This is a genomic window from Allomesorhizobium aridi (assembly GCF_043769475.1).
In the GTDB taxonomy this organism is placed as follows: Bacteria; Pseudomonadota; Alphaproteobacteria; order Rhizobiales; family Rhizobiaceae; genus Allomesorhizobium.
In genome coordinates, this window is sequence record NZ_CP171729.1 from 5860107 (window position 1) to 5880403 (window position 20297).

At 60.9% G+C, this 20297-nt stretch carries 11 protein-coding genes and 3 pseudogenes; 4 read left to right on the top strand and 10 right to left on the bottom strand.

What is annotated here, in order from left to right:
* The first annotated feature begins 1 nt into the window (after position 1).
* A complete protein-coding gene (locus ACG873_RS30965; RefSeq protein ID WP_394889744.1) occupies positions 2–1255 on the top strand; it encodes a tyrosine-type recombinase/integrase in 1254 nt (417 codons plus the stop codon).
* Here the strand turns inward: ACG873_RS30965 and ACG873_RS30970 are convergent.
* From ACG873_RS30970 to ACG873_RS30990, 5 genes and pseudogenes are all read right to left on the bottom strand, one after another.
* Positions 1236–1466, bottom strand: a complete 231-nt coding sequence (locus ACG873_RS30970) for a helix-turn-helix transcriptional regulator (protein WP_394889746.1) — start codon at positions 1464–1466, stop codon at positions 1236–1238. The genes ACG873_RS30965 and ACG873_RS30970 overlap by 20 nt on opposite strands.
* A gap of 411 nt (positions 1467–1877) precedes the next feature.
* A complete protein-coding gene (locus ACG873_RS30975; RefSeq protein ID WP_394889748.1) occupies positions 1878–3881 on the bottom strand; it encodes an acyltransferase family protein in 2004 nt (667 codons plus the stop codon).
* The gene (locus ACG873_RS30980) at positions 3878–4354 is read right to left on the bottom strand and encodes a MaoC family dehydratase (RefSeq protein ID WP_394889749.1); all 477 of its coding nucleotides are present in this window, start codon (positions 4352–4354) and stop codon (positions 3878–3880) included. The genes ACG873_RS30975 and ACG873_RS30980 overlap by 4 nt, the downstream gene beginning before the upstream one ends.
* 83 nt (positions 4355–4437) lie before the next feature.
* Positions 4438–6262 (bottom strand): annotated as a pseudogene (gene glmS / locus ACG873_RS30985) (glutamine--fructose-6-phosphate transaminase (isomerizing)).
* A 219-nt stretch (positions 6263–6481) separates the two neighbouring features.
* A pseudogene (locus ACG873_RS30990) lies at positions 6482–7610 on the bottom strand (IS3 family transposase).
* Positions 7611–7736: 126 nt separating this feature from the next.
* Between ACG873_RS30990 and ACG873_RS30995 the strand changes: the two are divergent.
* A complete protein-coding gene (locus tag ACG873_RS30995; RefSeq protein ID WP_394889750.1) occupies positions 7737–8018 on the top strand; it encodes a hypothetical protein in 282 nt (93 codons plus the stop codon).
* A 183-nt stretch (positions 8019–8201) separates the two neighbouring features.
* On the opposite strand, the gene ACG873_RS31000 is transcribed toward ACG873_RS30995, so the two are convergent.
* The 5 genes and pseudogenes from ACG873_RS31000 to groES all read right to left on the bottom strand — a co-directional run bounded on the left by ACG873_RS31000 (position 8202) and on the right by groES (position 13807).
* Positions 8202–9137: a glycosyltransferase gene (locus ACG873_RS31000; protein ID WP_394893783.1), complete on the bottom strand. Its 936-nt coding sequence runs from the start codon at positions 9135–9137 to the stop codon at positions 8202–8204.
* 87 nt (positions 9138–9224) lie between these two features.
* Positions 9225–9642, bottom strand: a pseudogene (locus tag ACG873_RS31005) (transposase); the annotation flags it as partial.
* Positions 9643–10880: 1238 nt separating this feature from the next.
* Entirely contained in the window at positions 10881–11657 is a 777-nt protein-coding gene (locus tag ACG873_RS31010; RefSeq protein WP_394889752.1) for a sulfite exporter TauE/SafE family protein, read from the bottom strand.
* 131 nt (positions 11658–11788) lie between these two features.
* Complete coding sequence (groL, locus tag ACG873_RS31015; RefSeq protein ID WP_394889754.1) at positions 11789–13444, bottom strand: chaperonin GroEL; 1656 nt, start codon at positions 13442–13444, stop codon at positions 11789–11791.
* Between the two features lie 66 nt (positions 13445–13510).
* Complete coding sequence (groES, locus tag ACG873_RS31020; RefSeq protein WP_394889756.1) at positions 13511–13807, bottom strand: co-chaperone GroES; 297 nt, start codon at positions 13805–13807, stop codon at positions 13511–13513.
* 683 nt (positions 13808–14490) lie between these two features.
* Here groES and ACG873_RS31025 point away from each other — a divergent pair.
* On the top strand, positions 14491–16839 hold the full coding sequence (locus tag ACG873_RS31025) for a DUF4011 domain-containing protein (RefSeq protein ID WP_394889758.1): 2349 nt from the start codon (positions 14491–14493) through the stop codon (positions 16837–16839).
* A complete protein-coding gene (locus tag ACG873_RS31030; RefSeq protein WP_394889760.1) occupies positions 16787–20071 on the top strand; it encodes a DUF3320 domain-containing protein in 3285 nt (1094 codons plus the stop codon). Before ACG873_RS31025 ends, ACG873_RS31030 begins: the two co-directional genes overlap by 53 nt.
* Positions 20072–20297 lie beyond the last annotated feature (226 nt).

Below are 20297 nucleotides of genomic sequence, written 5' to 3' on the forward strand. Positions count from 1 at the left end.
CATGTTGACCGATCTTGCACTCAAACGCCTGAAACCGAAGGGGAAAATCTATAAAGTGACTGATCGTGACGGTATGTACGCGGTGGTTTCCCCCGCCGGGCAGATCACCTTCCGATATGACTACCGTGTTAACGGCCGGCGCGAGACCATGACGCTCGGCCGCTATGGAGAGGACGGCATCTCGCTGGCCGAGGCGCGGGAGCGCTGCCTTGCGGCGCGCAAGATGGTGGCGGAGGGCAAATCGCCCGCCCAGGAGAAGCAGCGCGAAAAGCGAAGGCTTTCTGCCGCTTCAAATTTCGGCGAGGCGGGCAAGCGCTGGTTCAAGGACGCCAAGATGGCGGAGAGCACGCGCTCGATGCGCAAGGCCATTTTCGACCGTGACATTCTGCCGATCTGGAAGAGCCGTCTACTGACCGAGATCACGCCTGACGACCTGCGGGCACTCTGCGCGAAGGTAAAGGAGCGCGGCGCGCCGGCCACGGCCATCCACGTCCGGGACATCGTGAAGCAGATCTATGGCTATGCCGTTCTCCACGGCGAGAAGGTCGCCAACCCCGCCGATGACGTCGGGCCGGCCTCCATCGCCACGTTTGCACCGAAGGATCGTGCGCTCAGCCCAGGCGAGATCCGGACCATGCTGAGTGAGCTCGAGCGTGTGGCGACGCTGCCCACCATCCGTCTTGGGCTCAAGCTGATCCTGCTCACCATGGTCCGCAAGAGCGAATTGCTCGACGCCACTTGGGATGAGGTCGATTTCGAGAATGCTGTCTGGAGCATCCCGAAAGAGCGGATGAAGAGGAAAAAACCCCATAATGTTTATCTCTCGCGGCAGGCGCTCGACATTATGGTCGCGCTCAAGACCTGCGCCGCGAATTCGCGGTATGTGCTGCCGTCACGGTACGACGCCGACGAGCCGATGTCGCGCGCGACTTTCAACCGCGTCACCATGGCCATCGTCGAACGGGCGAAGACGCAGGGGCTGCCGCTTGAACCTTTCACGGTGCACGACTTGCGACGCACCGGATCGACGCTGCTCAATGAGCTCGGCTTCAATCGCGACTGGATCGAAAAGTGTCTCGCGCATGAGGACAACCGCACGTCGCGCGGCGTTTACAACAAGGCGGAATACGAACCGCAGCGACGCCACATGTTGCAGGAATGGGCTGACATGATCGACGCGTGGCATGTAGGGAAGAAGCACACGCCGACGCTCCACCCGCCCACAGTGCAATCGATTACTCTCGATCCAACTTGACCGGCCGCGTCCTGCGCAGCCGTACATCGGGCGCGGGCGCCGTTTCGATCCTTCCGGCTTCGGAGGCGCGCCGTCGCTCCTCGAGCCAAGCCTCGACCTCGGCCAGGTCCCAAACGACGCAGCGCGGCGTCAGATAAAAGCGCCGCGGAAATTCGCCACGCTGCTCCATCTCATAGATCGTCGTACCCGATAGCGGCACAATCTCTCGCAACTGCGTCCGCCTGATGGTGCGCCGTACCGGGCGCGATCCAATGTGCGGCAAAACAGGGAATGCTTGCAATTCATCCCTGGCGCTCGGTGCATCCGAATTCTGCTGACGTTCGACCATGTCTCGGACCCGAAAAAGGCGAAAACGTTCAAAGTTCCGGGCCAAAGATTACACGAGGCTCCGAATCTTCTTACAGCCATCAGATGCGACGATGCCCCCTTTTTCGGCAGCTTGTGCGCTGGCTAAGGGCCCACCATGTGGCGATCGCCGCCATGTCGGCCGGATGGCCGGTTTACGGGACAACGACATGATCATGGATGAGAACACGACGATCGAGCGAGTTGCGCGGGCATCAAAGAGACTCAAAGATCGTGGCTGCAGAATTATTTCACGGGAAGCACTATGACGAAGACTTCACTGCAGTCCCTGATGAGGTTTTAGGCCGCGCAGCCATCGAGGCCGTGCGCGCGACCCGGTCAGATTACCGGCTGACGAAGAGATGACCTTGGCGAAAAGAGGGGCAAGGATATGCCCGCTCGCCCGCGAAAGGTGGATCGCGTCGAGGTAGAAGACATCTCCACCTGATTTCAGCGGGCACTCTTCCTGCCCGCACAAAGCCGGGATGGTGGGGATGAATTGCACGGTTGGTGGCAGCAGATCGGCGACAATTCGATTGTTCTGCCAAGACGTGTCGGCGAGCATAGTGGAGCACGGCGCATCTCCCTTCATAAAGTCCGCGCGGATGAGGCAAGTCAGCACATCGGTGGGCGGCTCCGGCGCTGGTCCAACCACGGCAGTCTTGATGCCATGGGTCGCGAGCGCGGCCGCGGTATCTTTTATGGCGGACGTGAAGTTGGCTTTGGAAGCCTCCTGCGAAGGCCAGCTTTCATCCTTCGAAAGGAAGCTGCCGCCACGGCCCGAGTAGGCGTTCCAGCGGCCTGCCAGGATCACGAGTGTGATGTTTGGATCAGCAAGAACCGATTGGAGCGCAGACGAATTGAAGGCCGGGCAATCCGCTCTCAAAGGACCGGGGGGAAGCATCTTCATGTTAGGGAAGGGAGCGCACCCCGCTTTTGTGATCTGTTTGACGCGCACGCCGGTCATCTCGGCGGCCTCGTCTAAAGAGGAGGCCAGATGGGCAGCGTGAGAATCGCCCCACAAGACGACCGTTGGAGCGACATCGCCGGAGCCGAGGATGCATTCGCCCGCTTTGGGGATGAGCGCGCCACGCTCAAGGCAGGATGACGCTCGGAACTCGGCGCTTTCCACTCTGACGGCTTGAACAGAAGGGCCGCCCTCAGGGCCTCGACCGGGGAAACCGGCGTTTTTAATGATGACTAGGGACAGACAGCAAGCGGCAGCCATCGTACCAGCAGTCGGAACCATCCACTTCCAACTTGTGGCTTGCCGGCGAAACGGGCGCTCGACACACCGCCATGAGAGTGCAGACACCAGCAGCGCGGCAATTACAACGGCGACCCGTTCCGAGACGAGCAATTCGCGATTTTGATAGATTCCTGCAAAAACCAGCAACGGCCAATGCCAGAGGTAGAGCGAGTAGGAAATCAAGCCGATGAAGGCGGCAGGGCCGATCGACAGCGCTTTCGAGACCATCGTTTCGCGGTGAAGGCCCGCGGCGATGATGAGCGCCGCTCCAAGACAGGGAGCAAGCGCGTAGATACCAGGAAATGGCGTATCGTGATCGATCAGGAATAGCGAAGCCATGATGAGCGCCAGACCGGAAGCAGCGAGGAGTTCCGCAATCGTTTGGTCGGGCTTCATTGCCTTAGTCACAGGCAGCGACATCAGCCCGCCCAAGAGCAGTTCCCAGGCGCGCGTCGGAAGCATGTAGAATACGAAGGGCGGATCGCTCTGGAGCCAGTGCTGAGCAGCATAGATGGACAAGACGCATAGCGCCGCGACGATGATCAACGCAAACGGCCTCAGCCATCGCGTCACGACCATGACCGCAAAAGGCCACAGGAAGTAAAATTGCTCCTCGACGGCCAGCGACCACGTGTGCAGTAGCGGGAGCGAGGTCGCGGCTTCGGTGAAATAGTCGGTGTTGCGGTAGAAATAAAAGTTGGCGGCGGAAAATGTGGCGGCGATCGCGCTGTTGCCCAAGCCAATGAACTCTCCGGGCGGCAGCACAAACCACGCCATCAAAAAGCAGGCGGCGAGCATCGCGAACAGGGCGGGGAAAATCCGTCGAACGCGGCGCTGGTAGAAGTCCAGCAGCGAGAATTCGCCTTTGTCTATCCGCTCGATGATGTCGGAAGTGATCAGGAAGCCGGAGATCACAAAGAAGATGTCGACCCCAACGAACCCGCCGCTGATCGCGGAAGAGCCAGCGTGATATAGGACAACAGGAACAACGGCGACGGCCCGTAGACCGCTGATGTCCGCTCTATACTTCATGGCCGGTCCTTGGGGTCGAACTGAACGATAGCGGTCCAATTGGCAGTGAGTGCCGGTTTATTCTCGTTCTCGATCTCGACCGTAACCTCGGAGGTGGTCACCAGCATGCTGGCGCCGCGAAAGCGGCAATTCGAGAGCACGAAACGGCCACGCACACGGCTGCCGGTCTTGACCGGCGACATGAAGCGTACGCGGTCGAAGCCGTAATTGAGGCCCATGGTTTGCTCGCGGATCTTCGGCATACCGCTGAAGTTCATCAGCGGCAGAAGCGAAAGTATCAGGAAGCCATGAGCGATCGTGCCGCCGAACGGGCTTTCGGCCGCTGCGCGTTCCGGGTCCACGTGGATGAACTGATGGTCATGGGTCGCATCGGCGAAGAGGTCGATTATATTTTGATCGATGGTGATCCATTTGGATGTGCCGAGTTCCTGGCCGACCAGTCTCGACACCTCCGCGAGGGAAATTTCGTGCATACGAACGCACTTCCTTTAGGTTCTAAATATGAGGTGTTGGCGTTCTCCGATGGAGGAGCGTCGCCAGCTATGAAGCGACACAATCATTCGACGGTGACCGATTTGGCGAGATTGCGCGGCTGGTCGACGTCTGTGCCCCTGAAGACCGCCGTGTGATAGGCAAGAAGCTGGATCGGCAGCGAGAAAATCATCGGCGCGATAATCTCGCCGGCGGCCGGCAGCACGATCGTGTGCATGGTGTCGAGTTTCGACGCGGCCGCCCCTTTTTCGTCGGTGATGAGGATAATGCGGCCACCCCGGGCGGCGACTTCCTGCATGTTGGAGGCGGTCTTGTCGAAAAAGCGATCATGGGGGGCGATGACGATCACCGGCATGTTTTCATCGATCAGCGCGATCGGACCATGCTTCAATTCACCCGCCGCATAGCCTTCGGCGTGGATGTAGGAAATCTCCTTGAGCTTCAGCGCACCTTCCAGCGCCAGTGGGAAATTTGTGCCACGGCCGAGATACAGGACGTGATGACACTTTGACAGTTCGCGCGACAGAAGTTGGATCTTCGGCTGGATGCTGTTCAGCACCTGTCTCATGATGCGCGGCATCTCGGTAAAGTCCCTGACGAGTGCCTGCACCTCATCTTCGGTCACGGTTCCGCGGGCCTTGGCTGCGTGGATGGCGAGTGCGGCAAGCACGGCAAGCTGGCAGGTGAAGGCCTTGGTGGAGGCGACGCCGATCTCCGGGCCAGCAAGGATCGGGAAGACCGCATCGGCCTGCCGAGCGATGGTCGATTCGTAGGCATTGACGATCGCGCCAATCTTCAGCCCAAGCTCCTTGCAGTATTTCAGCGATGCCAGCGTGTCGGCGGTCTCACCCGATTGCGAGATGAAAAGTGCCGCCGACTGCGGCGACAACGGAATCTCGCGGTAGCGGAATTCGGACGCAACGTCGATTTCGACCGGCAAGCGTGCATAGCGCTCGAACCAGTATTTGCCGATCAGTCCGGCGAGATAGGCGGTGCCGCAGGCAGAGATCGCCAGGCTCGGGATCCCGGCGAAATCGATGCCGGACACCGTATCGGCGCCATTGTCTATGAAGTTGATATAATGACCGAGCGCATCGGCGATGACCTCGGGCTGCTCGTGGATTTCCTTCTCCATGAAGTGGCGATGATTGCCCTTGTCGACCAGACAGGCCGCGACCATGGAAGTCTGACGCGGACGCGCGACGGGACGGCCGTCGAAATCGAAGATATCGACGCCTGTATTGCCGATAACGGCCCAGTCGCCGTCCACAAGATAGGTGATTTCATTGGTGAAGGGAGCAAGCGCCATCGCGTCGGAGCCCAGGAACATCTCGCCGTCGCCATGGCCGATTGCCAGCGGTGGTCCATTGCGCGCCGCCATGATGGTCGACGGATCATCCTCAAAGAGGATGGCAAGCGCGTAGGCACCTCTAACGCTCTTCAGCATGGCATGCATCGCCTCACCCCGCCTCATGCCGTCCCGGCGGTGTTTTGCCAAGAGATGCGCGAGGACCTCGGTGTCGGTGTCGGTCTGGAACTCGGCTCCCGCCGCCGCCAATTCGTCCTTCAGCTCGGCGAAATTCTCGATGATGCCGTTATGGACGACGGCCACACCGTCGGCAAAGTGCGGGTGTGCATTGCGTTCCGTCGGTGCCCCATGGGTTGCCCAGCGGGTGTGGGCGATGCCGATGGCGCCGCTCAGCGGCTCTTCCTTCAGTCTGGTCTCGAGATTGACGAGCTTGCCCTCGGCGCGCCGGCGGTGCAAGGCGCCCTCGGTGATCGTCGCAATTCCGGCCGAGATCATAGCCGCGATATTCCAGCCGCCTCAACGCGTCGACCAGCCGCTCGGACACCGGCTGCTGCCCAACGATGCCAACAATCCCGCACATATTCGTCTCCGAATGCATCCGGCAGCGTTGGCCGACGCAGTAATCACGAGGAACGGACACCCGCCCTGCGCGCTTTCATTCGGGATCTTCTAAACAGCATGAGGTAAGAGTGGTAAAATTGATTATTGGGATAACTGTTATCCACCCTATGGATGGACAGAGGTGGCTCGGTTTGTTTGGACAGGAATTCCCGATTTAAAAGTGGAACACTGCCTCTGGTTAGGCCGCCTCGAGAAGCGGTAGCGGGGTGAAGTAGGCCTCATCTGGCGCTCTGCCGTCAAGGCTGGAATGCGGGCGTCCCCGATTGTAGAAATCGAGATATTTTCCGATCGACGCTCGCCCTTCGCGAACGCTGTCATAGGCCTTGAGATAGACCTCCTCATATTTCACCGACCGCCAGAGACGCTCGACGAAGACGTTGTCGCGCCAGGCGCCCTTGCCATCCATGCTGATCCTGATCTCCCGGTCGAGGACGACCTTGGTGAAGTCATGGCTGGTGAACTGGCTGCCTGATCGGAGTTGAAGATCTCGGGCTTGCCGTATGTCGCCAGCGCCTCCTCGAGGGCTTCAATGCAAAAGGCCGCATCCATGGTGATCGACAGCCGCCAGCTCAGTACCTTGCGCCTGAACCAGTCGACGACAGCAACCAGGTAGCAGAAGCCGCGGGCCATCGGGATGTAGGTCAGGTCCGTCGCCCAGACCTGGTTGGGCCGCGTCACCGCCAGCTTGCCCAGCAAAGATGGATAGATCTTGTGCCCGTCGCCCGGCTTCGAAATGCGCGGCTTGCGGTAGAGCGCCTCGATACCCATGCGCTTCATAAAGGTGCGCACATGCAGGCGACCCGTCTCATAGCCTTCGCGCTTCAAAAGCTTCTGCAACATGCGGCTGCCCGCGAACGGGTAATCCAGATGCAATTCGTCGATGCGCCGCATCAGCTTCAGGTCTGCCGCCGATGTCGGCTTGGGTAGGGAGTAGACGCTGCCGCGGCTGATCCCCAGTTCGGCCGCCTGCTTGGCAATCGGCAGTTCATGTTCCCGGTCGATCATCGTCTTGCGCTCCCCGACCAGCCGGCCTTGCCCGAGCGCCGAGCCTAAAAAATCATTGGCCAGCGTCAGCTCTCCGATCTTGGCATGGAGGGCCTTTATGTCCACCGTCGGTTCCGATTTCTCGCCGCGCCAAACACGTTCGAGGTGCCTTCCAGAAGCTGCTTTCTCCAATCCGTCATCTGGTTCGCATGCACATCATATTGCTGCGCCAGCTCGGCCAGCGTCTTTTCTCCCCTGATCGCCGCAAGCGCAACTTTCGCCTTGAAAGCCGGGCTGTGGTTCCGGCGTGGTCGTCTGCTCATTCGTGATTCTCCTGTTCCGGCACTCATGCCGATCTCAGGCAGAAATTCCACTTATCACCCTGTCCAATTTTGCCGAGCCACTCTGTCATCGGTTGCACATTCGAGGAAAGCCTGCCGGAATTCGGCATGGCGCAGTTGCGAGCCGGGAACGCGCTGGTCAATCTGGTCGACATTTCGGTGCCGGAGGGTTCATGGGCGGTGCCTGGCGTCGCGGGCGGACGCAACATGGATCATTTCTGCATCGCGATCGGCCGGCATGACGAAGCGGCGCTGCGAAGCCATCTTGCCGCCCACGGAGTCGAGATCATCGAGGAGTCGTTCCACGCCGGTGCGCGCGGCGAGAGCCTCTCTATCTACGTGCGCGATCCATCGGGCAATGTCATCGAACTGAAGGGACCGCCGGGCTGAAGCCTTCGTTTCCGTTGAAGCGGATCGGGGTGGGTCGCTGCGGCCGAGATTTTTAGCACTTGGCTCGCAAAGACAGCTTCGCCCGACTCGCCAAGACGCTGAAATCGCTTTCTTTTCTGAGGAAGATAGCTTGCGCTGGTGCTTCCGCCAATGCTTGATCGAGGCACTGCGCCAACATCAGCCTCACGTGGCGCGTCTGCGCCGTAGCTCCGGCACTCCGTACTGGCGGATCTCGCGGACGCCGATGAGGCCGGAGAGCACGCCGACATGCATGATGCCTCTCAGCACGCTGCGGTTGCGGCGAACCGGCGAGACTGCCGTCAGCGCAGCCGACGCGAAACAAAAGGCCGCCTTCGCCGAGGCGAGGCCGAGTTGCCTGACCCGGGCTTTTCCTGCTGCGTTGCTGCGCAGCAAATGTCCGTGCGTCTGCCCGACCCGGTAACGGCGGCGGCCGAGCCAGCCAAACGTCGCGCGCGCGGATGGCACCGGTTCATCCGCCCAGGCCTCGCTGGCGTAGGCGATGAGGCCGCCGGCCCTGTGCACATGATCGAAGAACTCCGTATCCTCGCCGCCGGTCTGGCCGCGCGCCAGGCTGAAGCGCCGCCCCGAAATGCTCCTTGCATCCGTCCGCAGAAGAACGTTGCAGGTATAACCCGTGCGGATCTCGCCCCCGACCCAGACCGGAAAGGTGGAGTGAAAATCGCCCCGCCGCATCCATTCGGGCGCCTCGGGCCGGTACTGCGCCCTGACCGGCCCGAGCACCGCGTCGGCGCCGGTCGCCTCCGCCGTTTCCACCAGTTTGACGAGCCACTGGCTGGAAGCCGTTTCGTCGTCGTCGATGAAGGCGACGAAGCCGGCCTTGCTGGCGTCGAGGCAGGCGTTGCGCGCGATCGAGATATTGCGCGCCGGGCAGTGGATGTAGCGGACCGGAAAAGGCAACTGCCGCGCGAGCGCCGCGACGAGCGGCTTCGCCGTCGGCTGGTCGTCATTGTCGGCGACGATCACGCCGACCTTGCAGCCGGCGGGCATGTCCATGCCGGCGAGCGAGCGCAGCGTTTGCGCGATCTCGGCCCGGCGAAACGTGCAGATACAGATGTCGATTTCGGTGGCTTTCGGCATGACGCTAGAGGTGGCTCGGTTTGTTTGGACAGGAATTCCCGATTTAAAAGTGGAACACTGCCTCTGGTTAGGCCTCATCTGCGCTCTGCCGTCAAGGCTGGAATGCGGGCGTCCCCGATTGTAGAAATCGAGATATTTTCCGATCGACGCTCGCCCTTCGCGAACGCCGTCATAGGCCTTGAGATAGACCTCCTCATATTTTCACCGACCGCCAGAGACGCTCGACGAAGACGTTGTCGCGCCAGGCGCCCTTGCCATCCATGCTGATCCTGATCTCCCGGTCGAGGAGGACCTTGGTGAAGTCATGGCTGGTGAACTGGCTGCCCTGATCGGAGTTGAAGATCTCGGGCTTGCCGTATGTCGCCAGCGCCTCCTCGAGGGCTTCAATGCAAAAGGCCGCATCCATGGTGATCGACAGCCGCCAGCTCAGTACCTTGCGCGTGAACCAGTCGACGACAGCAACCAGGTAGCAGAAGCCGCGGGCCAGCGGGATGTAGGTCAGGTCCGCCTCTGACTAAGATGCGTTGAGGGCCTGCCTAAATCTCCTCGTTGCCCTCGCGCTTTGATGACGGAACGTAAGCTCATGTCGCGGTGCGTTGCGAAAAAGCCAGAATATAGGGAAGTCAGAAAGCAGTTCGTTGAAACGTTTGGTGCCTCGGAAGGCGAAAAGCGCCCCCGCCTTCGCCAATCGACCCTGCAACCTCGCCGTCAATCCATTCCTGGGAAGGGCATGGACGTGATTTACGCGTCCGCGTACGACCAGCGTTGGCCTGGGTATCGCTCTCACCGACCCCGAGTCACGCGTGCTCGTCCTCGGATTTCAGGGCGGCCTCAGGACTGAAGAAAAACCAACTGACAATATGTCTGGTATCGTCGCCCATCACGCAATTCTTGGCGATGCGTCGGTCTGGAAACGGAGAAGGTTTCGTCCGGTGGGACAATCACATCAAAAACATGGGAAAAGATTTGAATACTTCGAAGTCCCACTGATCTATAACCAATTGATTCGTCTGCCTTTCTGAACACCCTCGACATCCCAAACGATGCGTCCCTTGCTTGGGATTCGTGGCTGCGGCATCCGGCCACCCTGCACCATGGCATCAAAATTCGTTGGGCTTACGCCGATGAACGCCGCAGCCTGCTCGCGATTGATTCCTACTGGCGGAAGCGAAGGAGGCAAAACGCTCGGCGCACATGGCATCGGTATTTAGCTCCTCCAGCTAAAACCCACCGCGTTGAACGCGCGTCTTTGGGCCCCTTCTCTCGTCCGGCGCAGCTGTCATGTCCTGGACCCGATGCTGGCAGCCTCGTCCTCAAATCTCCAGACGTAGAATTGCTCAAGACACCGGGTTCTCTTTCAACCTTTGTGTACGACGACGCATATCTTTTTCCTTTATGTGATCGGTACCCAGAGTTAAATCAGGCGGCGACTTGGAGGGAAAAGGGAGCCGACAATCGCCGACGCATTCTCGACCGGATCATAAGCGATGCGCATCGCATGGCGCTCGCAGGCGACAGCATGAGAAAGCAAAAACACCGCCGCCCTTGACCAATCCCGAAAACGGCGAAATCCATCGCAAATGACTTCAATCAGGCAACCGAGGACCGACCACCTCGAGCTATCCGGGATTTAGTGAAACAGCTGTCCTGATTTAGCGGAACGCTGTCCCGTTTTGCGAAATGCGCAGATCAGTATGTTCGGAAAAAAAGCGAAGCTTTAGAAGGGAAGCCTGCTTACTCGGATCAAACAAAACCCAGTTGTTGCGCGGTCTGGAACAAAGCGAGCAGCATGATCAGACAGCCGACGAGGCGCAACAGCGTCCGCTCGCGTATCGCCTTGAGCATCCATCCGGCGAGCGGAGCGGCGACTATCCCGCCCACGATCAGCCCCAGCACCGAGCTTGCATGCGTCGACAGCGCACCGGCCCCCTGCCAGTGCCCGGTGACGAGCGCGACGATGAAGGTGATAGACACTGCAAGCGTAATCAGGAACTCGGCGGCATTGACGGTGCCGATCACGTAGCGGGGCGGCGCGCCGGCGCCGAGAAGACCGGTGACGACCATCGGTCCCCATCCGCCACCACCGGCCGCGTCGAGGAAGCCGCCGACGGTGCCCAGCGGCGCGACAAGGCGGGTGGGAACCGGATTCGTGGGAACCTTGCGGAAGGACCGGAAGAACAGCCACAGTCCGATGATGGCGAGATAGGTCGTGACGTAGGGCTTCACCATGTCGCCGTCGAACGAGGTCAGCACGAAGGCGCCGAGGCAGCCGCCGAGGATGCCGAACGGTGCAAGCCGCCAGAACAGCTTCCAGTCGATATTGCGGTGGTAATGGTGCGCCGTGCCGGAGGCGGCCGTGGTGAACACTTCCGCCGCATGCACCGCGGCCGAAGCCTGTGCCGGCGGCACGCCGAAGGAGAGCAGCACCGTGGACGAAATCGCGCCATAGGCCATACCGAGCGCGCCGTCGACCGCCTGGGCGAGAAAGCCGACTATGGCGAAGAGAATGAATTCAGTCATTGGTGTCCGCCATAAAACTGCCGCCGCATGTAGGCTTTTTGGAATCGGGCGGCCGGCTTGGAATCCGCGCCAGAGAAAAGGGCGGCATCACTGCCGCCCCCCTTCCGTAGTTTGTAAGCCTGTTGGCTGGATCAGAAATCCATGCCGCCCATGCCGCCCATGCCGCCGCCGCCCATGCCGCCCGGCATGCCGCCGCCGGCCGAGTCCTTCTTCGGAGCTTCGGCGATCATGGCTTCGGTGGTGACCAGCAGGCCGGCGACCGAGGCCGCGTCCTGGAGAGCCGTGCGCACGACCTTCATCGGATCGACGATGCCCATGGCGATCATGTCGCCATATTCGCCGGTCTGGGCGTTGAAGCCGAAGGTCGCGCCCTTGTTGTCGAGGATCTTGCCGGCGACGATCGAAGCTTCGGCGCCTGCATTCGCAGCGATCTGGCGGGCCGGAGCCTGCAGGGCGCGACGAACGATGGCGATGCCGGCCGTCTGGTCGGCATTGGCGCCGGTGACGGTGATGGCCAGCGAAGCGCGGAGCAGGGCGACGCCGCCGCCGGGCACGATGCCTTCTTCAACGGCCGCGCGGGTCGCATTGAGAGCGTCGTCGACGCGATCCTTCTTTTCCTTGACCTCGACTTCGGTCGCGCCGCCGACGCGGATGACGGCAACACCGCCGGCCAGCTTGGCTAGACGCTCCTGCAGCTTCTCCTTGTCGTAGTCCGAGGTGGTCTCCTCGATCTGCTGCTTGATCTGGGCGACGCGGCCCTGGATCTCGGCCTTCTTGCCGGCGCCGTCGACGATGGTGGTGTTCTCCTTGGAGATGGACACCTTCTTGGCGCGGCCGAGCATGTTGAGGCCGACATTCTCGAGCTTGATGCCGAGGTCTTCGGAGATGACCTGGCCGCCGGTCAGGATCGCAATGTCCTCGAGCATGGCCTTGCGGCGATCGCCGAAGCCCGGCGCCTTGACGGCGGCGATCTTGAGGCCGCCGCGCAGCTTGTTGACGACCAGCGTCGCGAGAGCCTCACCCTCGACGTCCTCGGAGATGATGAGGAGCGGCTTGGAGGTCTGGACGACAGCCTCGAGGATCGGCAGCATGGCCTGCAGGTTCGAGAGCTTCTTCTCGTGCAGGAGGATGTAGGCGTCCTCGAGTTCGGCGACCATCTTGTCCGGATTGGTCACGAAATAGGGCGACTGATAGCCGCGGTCGAACTGCATGCCCTCGACGACTTCGAGCTCGGTCTCGGCGGTCTTGGCTTCCTCGACGGTGATGACGCCCTCATTGCCGACCTTCTGCATCGCTTCCGCGATCATGGCGCCGACCGAAGTATCGCCGTTGCCGGCAATGGTTCCGACCTGGGCAACCTCTTCCGAGGTCTTGATCTTCTTGGCGTTCTTGGTGAGGTGGGCGACGACCTCGGTCACGGCCAGATCGATGCCGCGCTTCAGGTCCATCGGGTTCATGCCGGCGGCAACGGCCTTGTGGCCTTCCTGCACGATCGACTGGGCCAGAACGGTCGCGGTCGTGGTGCCGTCGCCGGCAATGTCGTTGGTCTTCGAAGCAACTTCGCGGACCATCTGCGCGCCCATGTTCTCGAACTTGTCCTCAAGCTCGATTTCCTTGGCGACGGTGACGCCGTCCTTGGTGATGCGCGGGGCGCCGAACGACTTGTCGATGACGACGTTGCGGCCCTTGGGGCCGAGCGTCACCTTCACCGCGTCGGCGAGGATGTTGACGCCGCGCAGCATGCGCTCGCGGGCGTCACGGGAGAACTTTACGTCTTTAGCAGCCATTTTTTAGCTCCTGGGCAATTCGCCCGAAATTCAGATTGGATGGTGCGGATGAAAGGCGGCGGCGGTTCAGCCGATGATGCCCATGATGTCGGCTTCCTTCATGATCAGAAGGTCTTCGCCATTGAGCTTCACTTCGGTGCCGGACCACTTGCCGAACAGGATGCGGTCGCCCGCCTTCACGTCGAGCGGAACAAGCTTGCCCGCCTCGTCGCGCGCGCCGGAGCCGACGGCGATGATCTCGCCTTCCTGCGGCTTTTCCTTTGCGGTATCGGGGATGATGATCCCGCCGGCGGTCTTCGCTTCGGACTCGACGCGGCGAACGACCACGCGGTCATGCAGCGGCCGGAATTTCGACTTTGCCATTTTTGGATGTCCCTGGTGCGGATGTTGAACGGTTCTCCGTTGCCGGAGCACGTTAGCACTCGCCAGAAGCGAGTGCTAACGTGGCGGTGAAATAGGCCGTAGGCTGATACGAGTCAAGCCGGAAGAGGGGAAGGGCGAAGAGCAAAAGATTTGGAATCGGCGCGGAAGCACCTGGCCCCTTTACGTGAGGAGAAAGCTCGTTCCGCATCTTTGCCGCCCGCCGCTCGTCCCCTCTGTCTCAAAATATCTCCGCCAGCGGCGCCTGCCTTGTGTGGCCGGCGGGGAAGGGCCTGAACGGTAGCTCGTCCAGCGACTTTTCGCCGCGCGGATATCCTCCGGGCAGCGGGAGAGGCGGTTTCTTGGACTGTAAAAAGCCTTTCAACAGACTGACGCTCACCATAACCTCGCGGCCAAAGACAAGCCAACGTCGGCGACACGCGAATCCGACGGTGCGACGATTCGGAAGGAAGGCACGATCTCATCCACCAACCACGGGCGACTGGTGGTGCTTCCTTACGTCAAGGAAAACGGCGTGTGTGACGGCGATCTGATGATCAGCCTGTTCGGCGAACTGCCCTACGAATGAGACCTGCCCCTATGACAGGATTTGATGCAGCAGTCTTTGTTGTTGCAGGGAGAGCTTGTGTAGGCTCTATTCGCCGTGAAATCCGGGGGGTGTATCAGTGTCGGATACTGAAAGATCTGTTTTCCAAAGTGACTTGCCGCTGAAGGAGAAACTCGACCGCGCAAGGACGGAGCTACTGGACCTGTCCGCCCGCAATCGTCTTCTCAATGTGCCGCGGTTCTCCAAAAGCGCGAAGACAATAGACGTGGTCGACGAGCGCACCTCCGAAATTTACAGGCTGCTGGTGAATGAAGGAAAGGCTTTCACCTTTCTGGCGGGCAAGCCTGACAGGCCGAAGTCGGGCCAGGAGGAGCCCGACTTGCCGGATGACGACGTCGACTATTCGCCGGTAGTGCTTCCGCAGCCGGGAGATGACGACCTCGACGAGCGCGGCATCACCAAGCGGCACTTGGATACCAACCTGCAGACGCGGATGACACCCACCGGCCTTCAACGGCGGCTCCTCGACCTCTACTACGATGCCCGAACGCTCGAGGAAGAGCAGGGCGTCAATATCCTCTTCCTTGCGCTCGGCATGCTGAAATGGGTGGACCCTATCAACAAGGAGAACATCCGTCACGCGCCTCTCATACTGGTGCCGGTGCGGCTCGAACGAGGAGCGGCCGGCGAGAGGTTCCGCCTGAAAGCCAGACCCGAGGACCATACGGCCAACCTTTCTCTCGAGGCCTACCTCGACCGGCTGCATAAGCTCGCATTACCTGCTTTCGAAGCGGGTGAGGATTTCGATCCGGCAGGCTACCTTGATGCGGTCGCGGACGCTGTCTCCACAAAGGTGGGATGGGAAGTGCTCCGCGACGACGTCGTGTTGGGCTTCTTCTCCTTCGCGAAATTTCTGATGTATCGTGACCTCGATCCGGATAACTGGCCGGATGGCACCCAGATCGTCGACCAGGAGAAGATCCGCGCTCTTCTTTCAGATGGCTTTGAAACGCGAGAGCCGCTGACATCAGATGACGTTGCGATCGATCCCTACATCTCGCCCGCCGAGATGCTGCACATCGTCGACAGCGACAGCTCGCAGACCCTTGCCATCCACGATGTGAGGAATGGCCGCGACCTCGTGATTCAGGGCCCGCCGGGAACGGGTAAGTCTCAAACCATTGCGAACGTCATTGCTTCGGCCGTCGCGGACGGGAAGACAGTGCTGTTCGTCGCCGAGAAAATGGCGGCGCTGGAGGTGGTGAAGCGGCGGCTTGACCACGCCGGGGCGGGAGACACATGCCTTGAACTCCACAGCAACAAGGCAAACAAGCGCATGATGCTGGAGGAGCTGCGCCGTATTTGGCACCTAGGATCGCCTCGGGGACAATTTCCTTCTTCGCTGGCCGATCGGCTGCTTGAAGCGCGCGACAAAGTGAACGCCCATGCTGCCCGCATGCACGTGCCGCATCGGCCGTCCGGGCTCACCCCCTACCAGGTTTTTGGCCAGTTGACCCGGCTGAGACAGCAGCGGCAGCGGCCTGTTGATATTCAGCTTGACGGCTCCACTGACTGGCCCGCCGACGGCGTGTCTATGCGTAGGCGGCTGCTCGATGAGGTTTCCCAGCGGATCGACGAGATCGGCTTGCCGATCCATCATCCCTGGCGAGGAGTGGCCCTCGAGGTCGTCCTTCCGACCACCGTCGAGAGACTGGTCCCGCGCATTGAATCCTTGCTGGCGCGGGTGAAGGCTCTCCAGGAACAGTTAATGGCTGTCGCACAAGAGATCGAGTCGGAGCCTCCGCAGGTCCTCCGCGACAGCGGACCGATCTTGGATCGTGCGGAGCTTATCGCAGCAGCGCCTACGCTCGCCGCTGAAGCGCTGGCGTCACCTTCCTGGGATAACAGGGCGAAAGACATCTCGTCTCTGATATGGACGGGTGCCGACTTCGCACGCAGATCCGTGGAACTCTCCGAACACCTTGTATCAGGGGCGGTCGACATGCCCATCGACGGGCTTGAAACGGAGTTGGCAAAGCTTCCTGCGGAGTTTCCCAAAGAAGGATTCGTCCGCGCGCGACAGCTCACCATCCTTCTGCCGCGTCTCAGGGACGAGGCTGAACGGCTGAATCAGGAGCTGGGAGGGACATCATTGCCGGACACCCTGGCAGGACTCTTCAGGCTGCTGGCGACCGGGGAGCGCGTCGCGGCCGCGCCCGACGCTAGTCCGGAGGCGTTCGCCGCCACCGTCTGGGATTCCGGACTTGAGCAGGCGGGCGACCTCGCGGACGGTGTCGCGACGCTCGAGTCGGCTCGCGCCGAACTCCAGGGACTGGTCATGGACGCCGCGTGGACCATGGACGTTGCCGCGGCACGGCAGGCGCTCGCCACCCACACGGGAATCCTGGAGGGCCTTGAACAGCGAGTACCGTCGAGCGAAAGCGCTCACGCGGTCCATCACCGTTAATGCCAATACGCCTTCGGCGGACCTGATCCGGCTGTTGGACGTTCTGATGAAGGGACAAGCGGCCGCTGCAAAGATTCGTGAAGGCGACACCTTTGGCCGATCGGCCTTCGGGGCTGACTGGCGTGGCGATCGGTCGCCTTCTGCGCCGCTGCTGGCATTGGTGGAGTGGATGGGAACGCTAAGGGGGCTGGGCGCGGAACCTCGGCTCATCGCGGGGCGGTTGGCGGAGCGTTCTGAGGCCGGCGCCCGCGCAGAGCGGGTCCGCAAGGTCATCGAAATCGGCAGACCAATCATCGAAGGCTTCTGGAGCGATCTCGGGCATCTCGCGTCGTCTGTGCTGGGCGACGTTGCTTCAGTCGAGCGCGCCGCGCTCCATCTGCTGGAGGCGAAGGCGAAAGCTGTAACCCTGGCAGATGAACTCTCGCGGGAAGTCCTCACTTCGACTCCGGATCTGATTGCCGATCGATTGGAACTCGTCGGCCGCCTAGGGCGGCTGCAGGAGCTTGCCGGGGCAATCGACGCGGCCCAGACTCTCGGGGAGACCGCATTCGGCTCGACGTGGGCAAGGCGCATGTCTGACTGGACCGCGTTAGCGGATGGCGAGCTGTGGGTCCGGCAGAACGGCGAACTACGACATCTCGCGGCGCGATTGCCAGGACGAGTGGAGATCGCGGCTTCGGCGCAGGCGGCGCACGTAGCGGCAAAGAGAGTGGCCAGTGAATTTGCGGCGCTTGCGGGAGACCTGAAGGCCGACGCGGTTTCGCTATTCGGAGCGCAAGACTTCTCCGAGATCGAGATGACTGAGGCCATTTCCAGGCTAGGCTCCTGGCTTGATCACCAGGAACAGCTGTCGAAATGGGTTGCTTATCGGGAGCGATCCGACAGCGCGCAAAAAGCAGGGCTGGCTGAGTTGGTAGATGCCCTCGCTCAAGGCAGAGTGGCCACCGGAGCGGCGCGCTCGACGTTCGAAATGGCCTATTACGAAAAGATTCTCACGGCAATGGCGACGGAGGAGCCTGAGCTGGCGAGATTCGACGGAGAACTGCACTCCAGGGCCGTGCGCGACTTCGCGGATCTGGACCGGCAGCGGATCAAGGCTGCTGCAATTGAAGTTGTCACCGCTCATCATCGCAGGATTCCTCCGCGGGACGGCGGCGCTGGACCGGTCGGGCTACTGCGTTCGGAGATGGCGCGCAAGCGCGGTCATATGCCTATCCGGCAGCTGATGCAGAAGGCAGGTCCTGCAATTCAGGCGCTTAAGCCGGTATTCATGATGAGCCCACTCTCCGTCGCGCAGTTCCTGTCGCCTGGGAGGATGTCTTTCGATCTGCTGGTGATGGACGAAGCTTCCCAGATCCAGCCAGTCGACGCACTCGGCGCGATTGCCCGGGCTAAGCAGGTCGTGGTCGTCGGTGACGAACGCCAGCTGCCTCCCACCACCTTCTTCGCCAAGATGACAGGCTCCCAGTCCGAGGATGAGGACGGCGAAGGCGCGCAGGTCGCCGATATCGAGAGCATCCTTGGCCTGTTCACGGCGCGGGGCTTGCCGCAGCGGATGCTGCGCTGGCACTACCGGAGTCGCCATCAGTCTCTGATCGCTGTCTCGAACAGCCAGTTCTACGAGAACCGGCTCTTCATCGTGCCCAGCCCCTACACGCAGGAGGCTGGGATGGGCTTGCAGTTCCACCATGTACCGGACGGGGTTTTCAACTCCGGCGGGGCCGGCACAAATCCTGTGGAGGCCCGAACCGTGGCCGAGGCTATCATCCACCACGCGAAGGTAAATCCGCACGAGTCTCTCGGCGTCGCAACCTTCTCAGTCAGCCAGCGCCGCGCGATCCAGGACGAGGTTGAGGCGTTGCGCCGACTGAACCCCGATACCGAAGAATTCTTCCATGCCCATCCTAGCGAGCCGTTCTTCGTGAAGAACCTGGAGAACGTTCAGGGCGACGAACGCGACGTCATCATGATCTCGGTGGGATACGCAAAGAATGCTCAGGGCTACATGGCCATGCGCTTTGGACCCCTCGGAGCGGAGGGCGGCGAGCGCCGGCTGAACGTCCTCATAAGCCGTGCTAAGCGCCGCTGCGAGGTCTTCGCTTCGATCACGGACGAGGACATCGACCTGGAACGAGGCAAAGGTAAGGGCGTATTCGCCTTCAAGCTATTCCTGCACTACGCGAGGACGGGGAGGCTTTCGCTTGCCATTACCGCCGCCAGGGAGATGGACTCAATCTTCGAGGAGCAAGTCGCCAACGCCCTGATCGAGAAAGGCTACCAAGTTCATGCCCAGGTCGGAATCGCAGGCTTCTTTATAGACCTAGCAATCGCTGATCCGGAGCGGCCGGGCCGATACATACTCGGTATTGAATGCGACGGCATGGGATACCACTCTTCACGCTCGGCCAGGGACCGCGACCGTCTTAGGCAGGCGGTCCTCGAGGATCATGGCTGGATCATCCACCGCATCTGGAGCCCTGACTGGTTCCAGCGCCCGCGCGAGCAGCTTGAGAGGACTGTAGCTGCCATCGAAGCCGCGAGGAAAGAACTCGACGCGCGGGCCGAGCTAGGCTTCCAAAGGCAGCGGGCGGTGCCGGTCAAAGTCGTCACCCTCGACCGTGGTGACGTGACGGAGATCGGTTTGGCGGACGCATCGGAATTCGATGAGCCGCATCGAACTTACGTGGAAACCGAGCTGAAGCGGCCCGGCCCCCTTGAGCTCCATGAAACACCAACTGGCTTGATGGCCGGGCTCGTCGAACAGGTGGTAGCGACGGAAGCGCCAATCCATCTTGATGAAGTGGTCTCTCGAATCCGCGATGCCTGGGGACTTCAGCGCGCGGGCGGAAGGATTCAGGATGCTGTTGAGCGAGGAATAATCGTGGCCGAGAGCCGCGGCGCCCTGGTTCGACGCGGACAGTTTTGCTTCAAACCAGGCGCAACGATCTCTCTGCGAAATCGAAGTCAGGTGACATCTCCGGGCTTGCGGAAACCGGAAACGATCGCCCAAGAGGAGATCGCTGATGGCGTCGTCGAGATTGTGAAGTCCAATCTTGGAGCGACCGAAGACGAGATTGCCACAAGGGTAGCCCGGATGCTTGGGTTCAAAGCCACAAGTGCTCAGTTGAGATCTGTGATCTCTGCTGCCGTCTCGGAACTCGTTAATCGAGGCACTCTGCGGTCTCAGGACGGGCTACTCGTCTCTGATGGCTCGTTTGCTTCGACGAACTGATGCGGACTCTGTCGAGTGAGATAAACGCCGAAGTGGTGGTGGCGATCGACCACCTTCTCGATTGACACTCCAAGACAATTCCCGTGTCCGTCATGTGGCTAATCGATGAAGTGCGTCAGAATGTGGGATCGCTGATGTCCACGGACGCCTTGGAGATGCTAGCAGTTGAAATGGCAACTGCTCGGCACCTGTCAACCGTCCTAGATCGGAGACCTAAGTCAGCCGA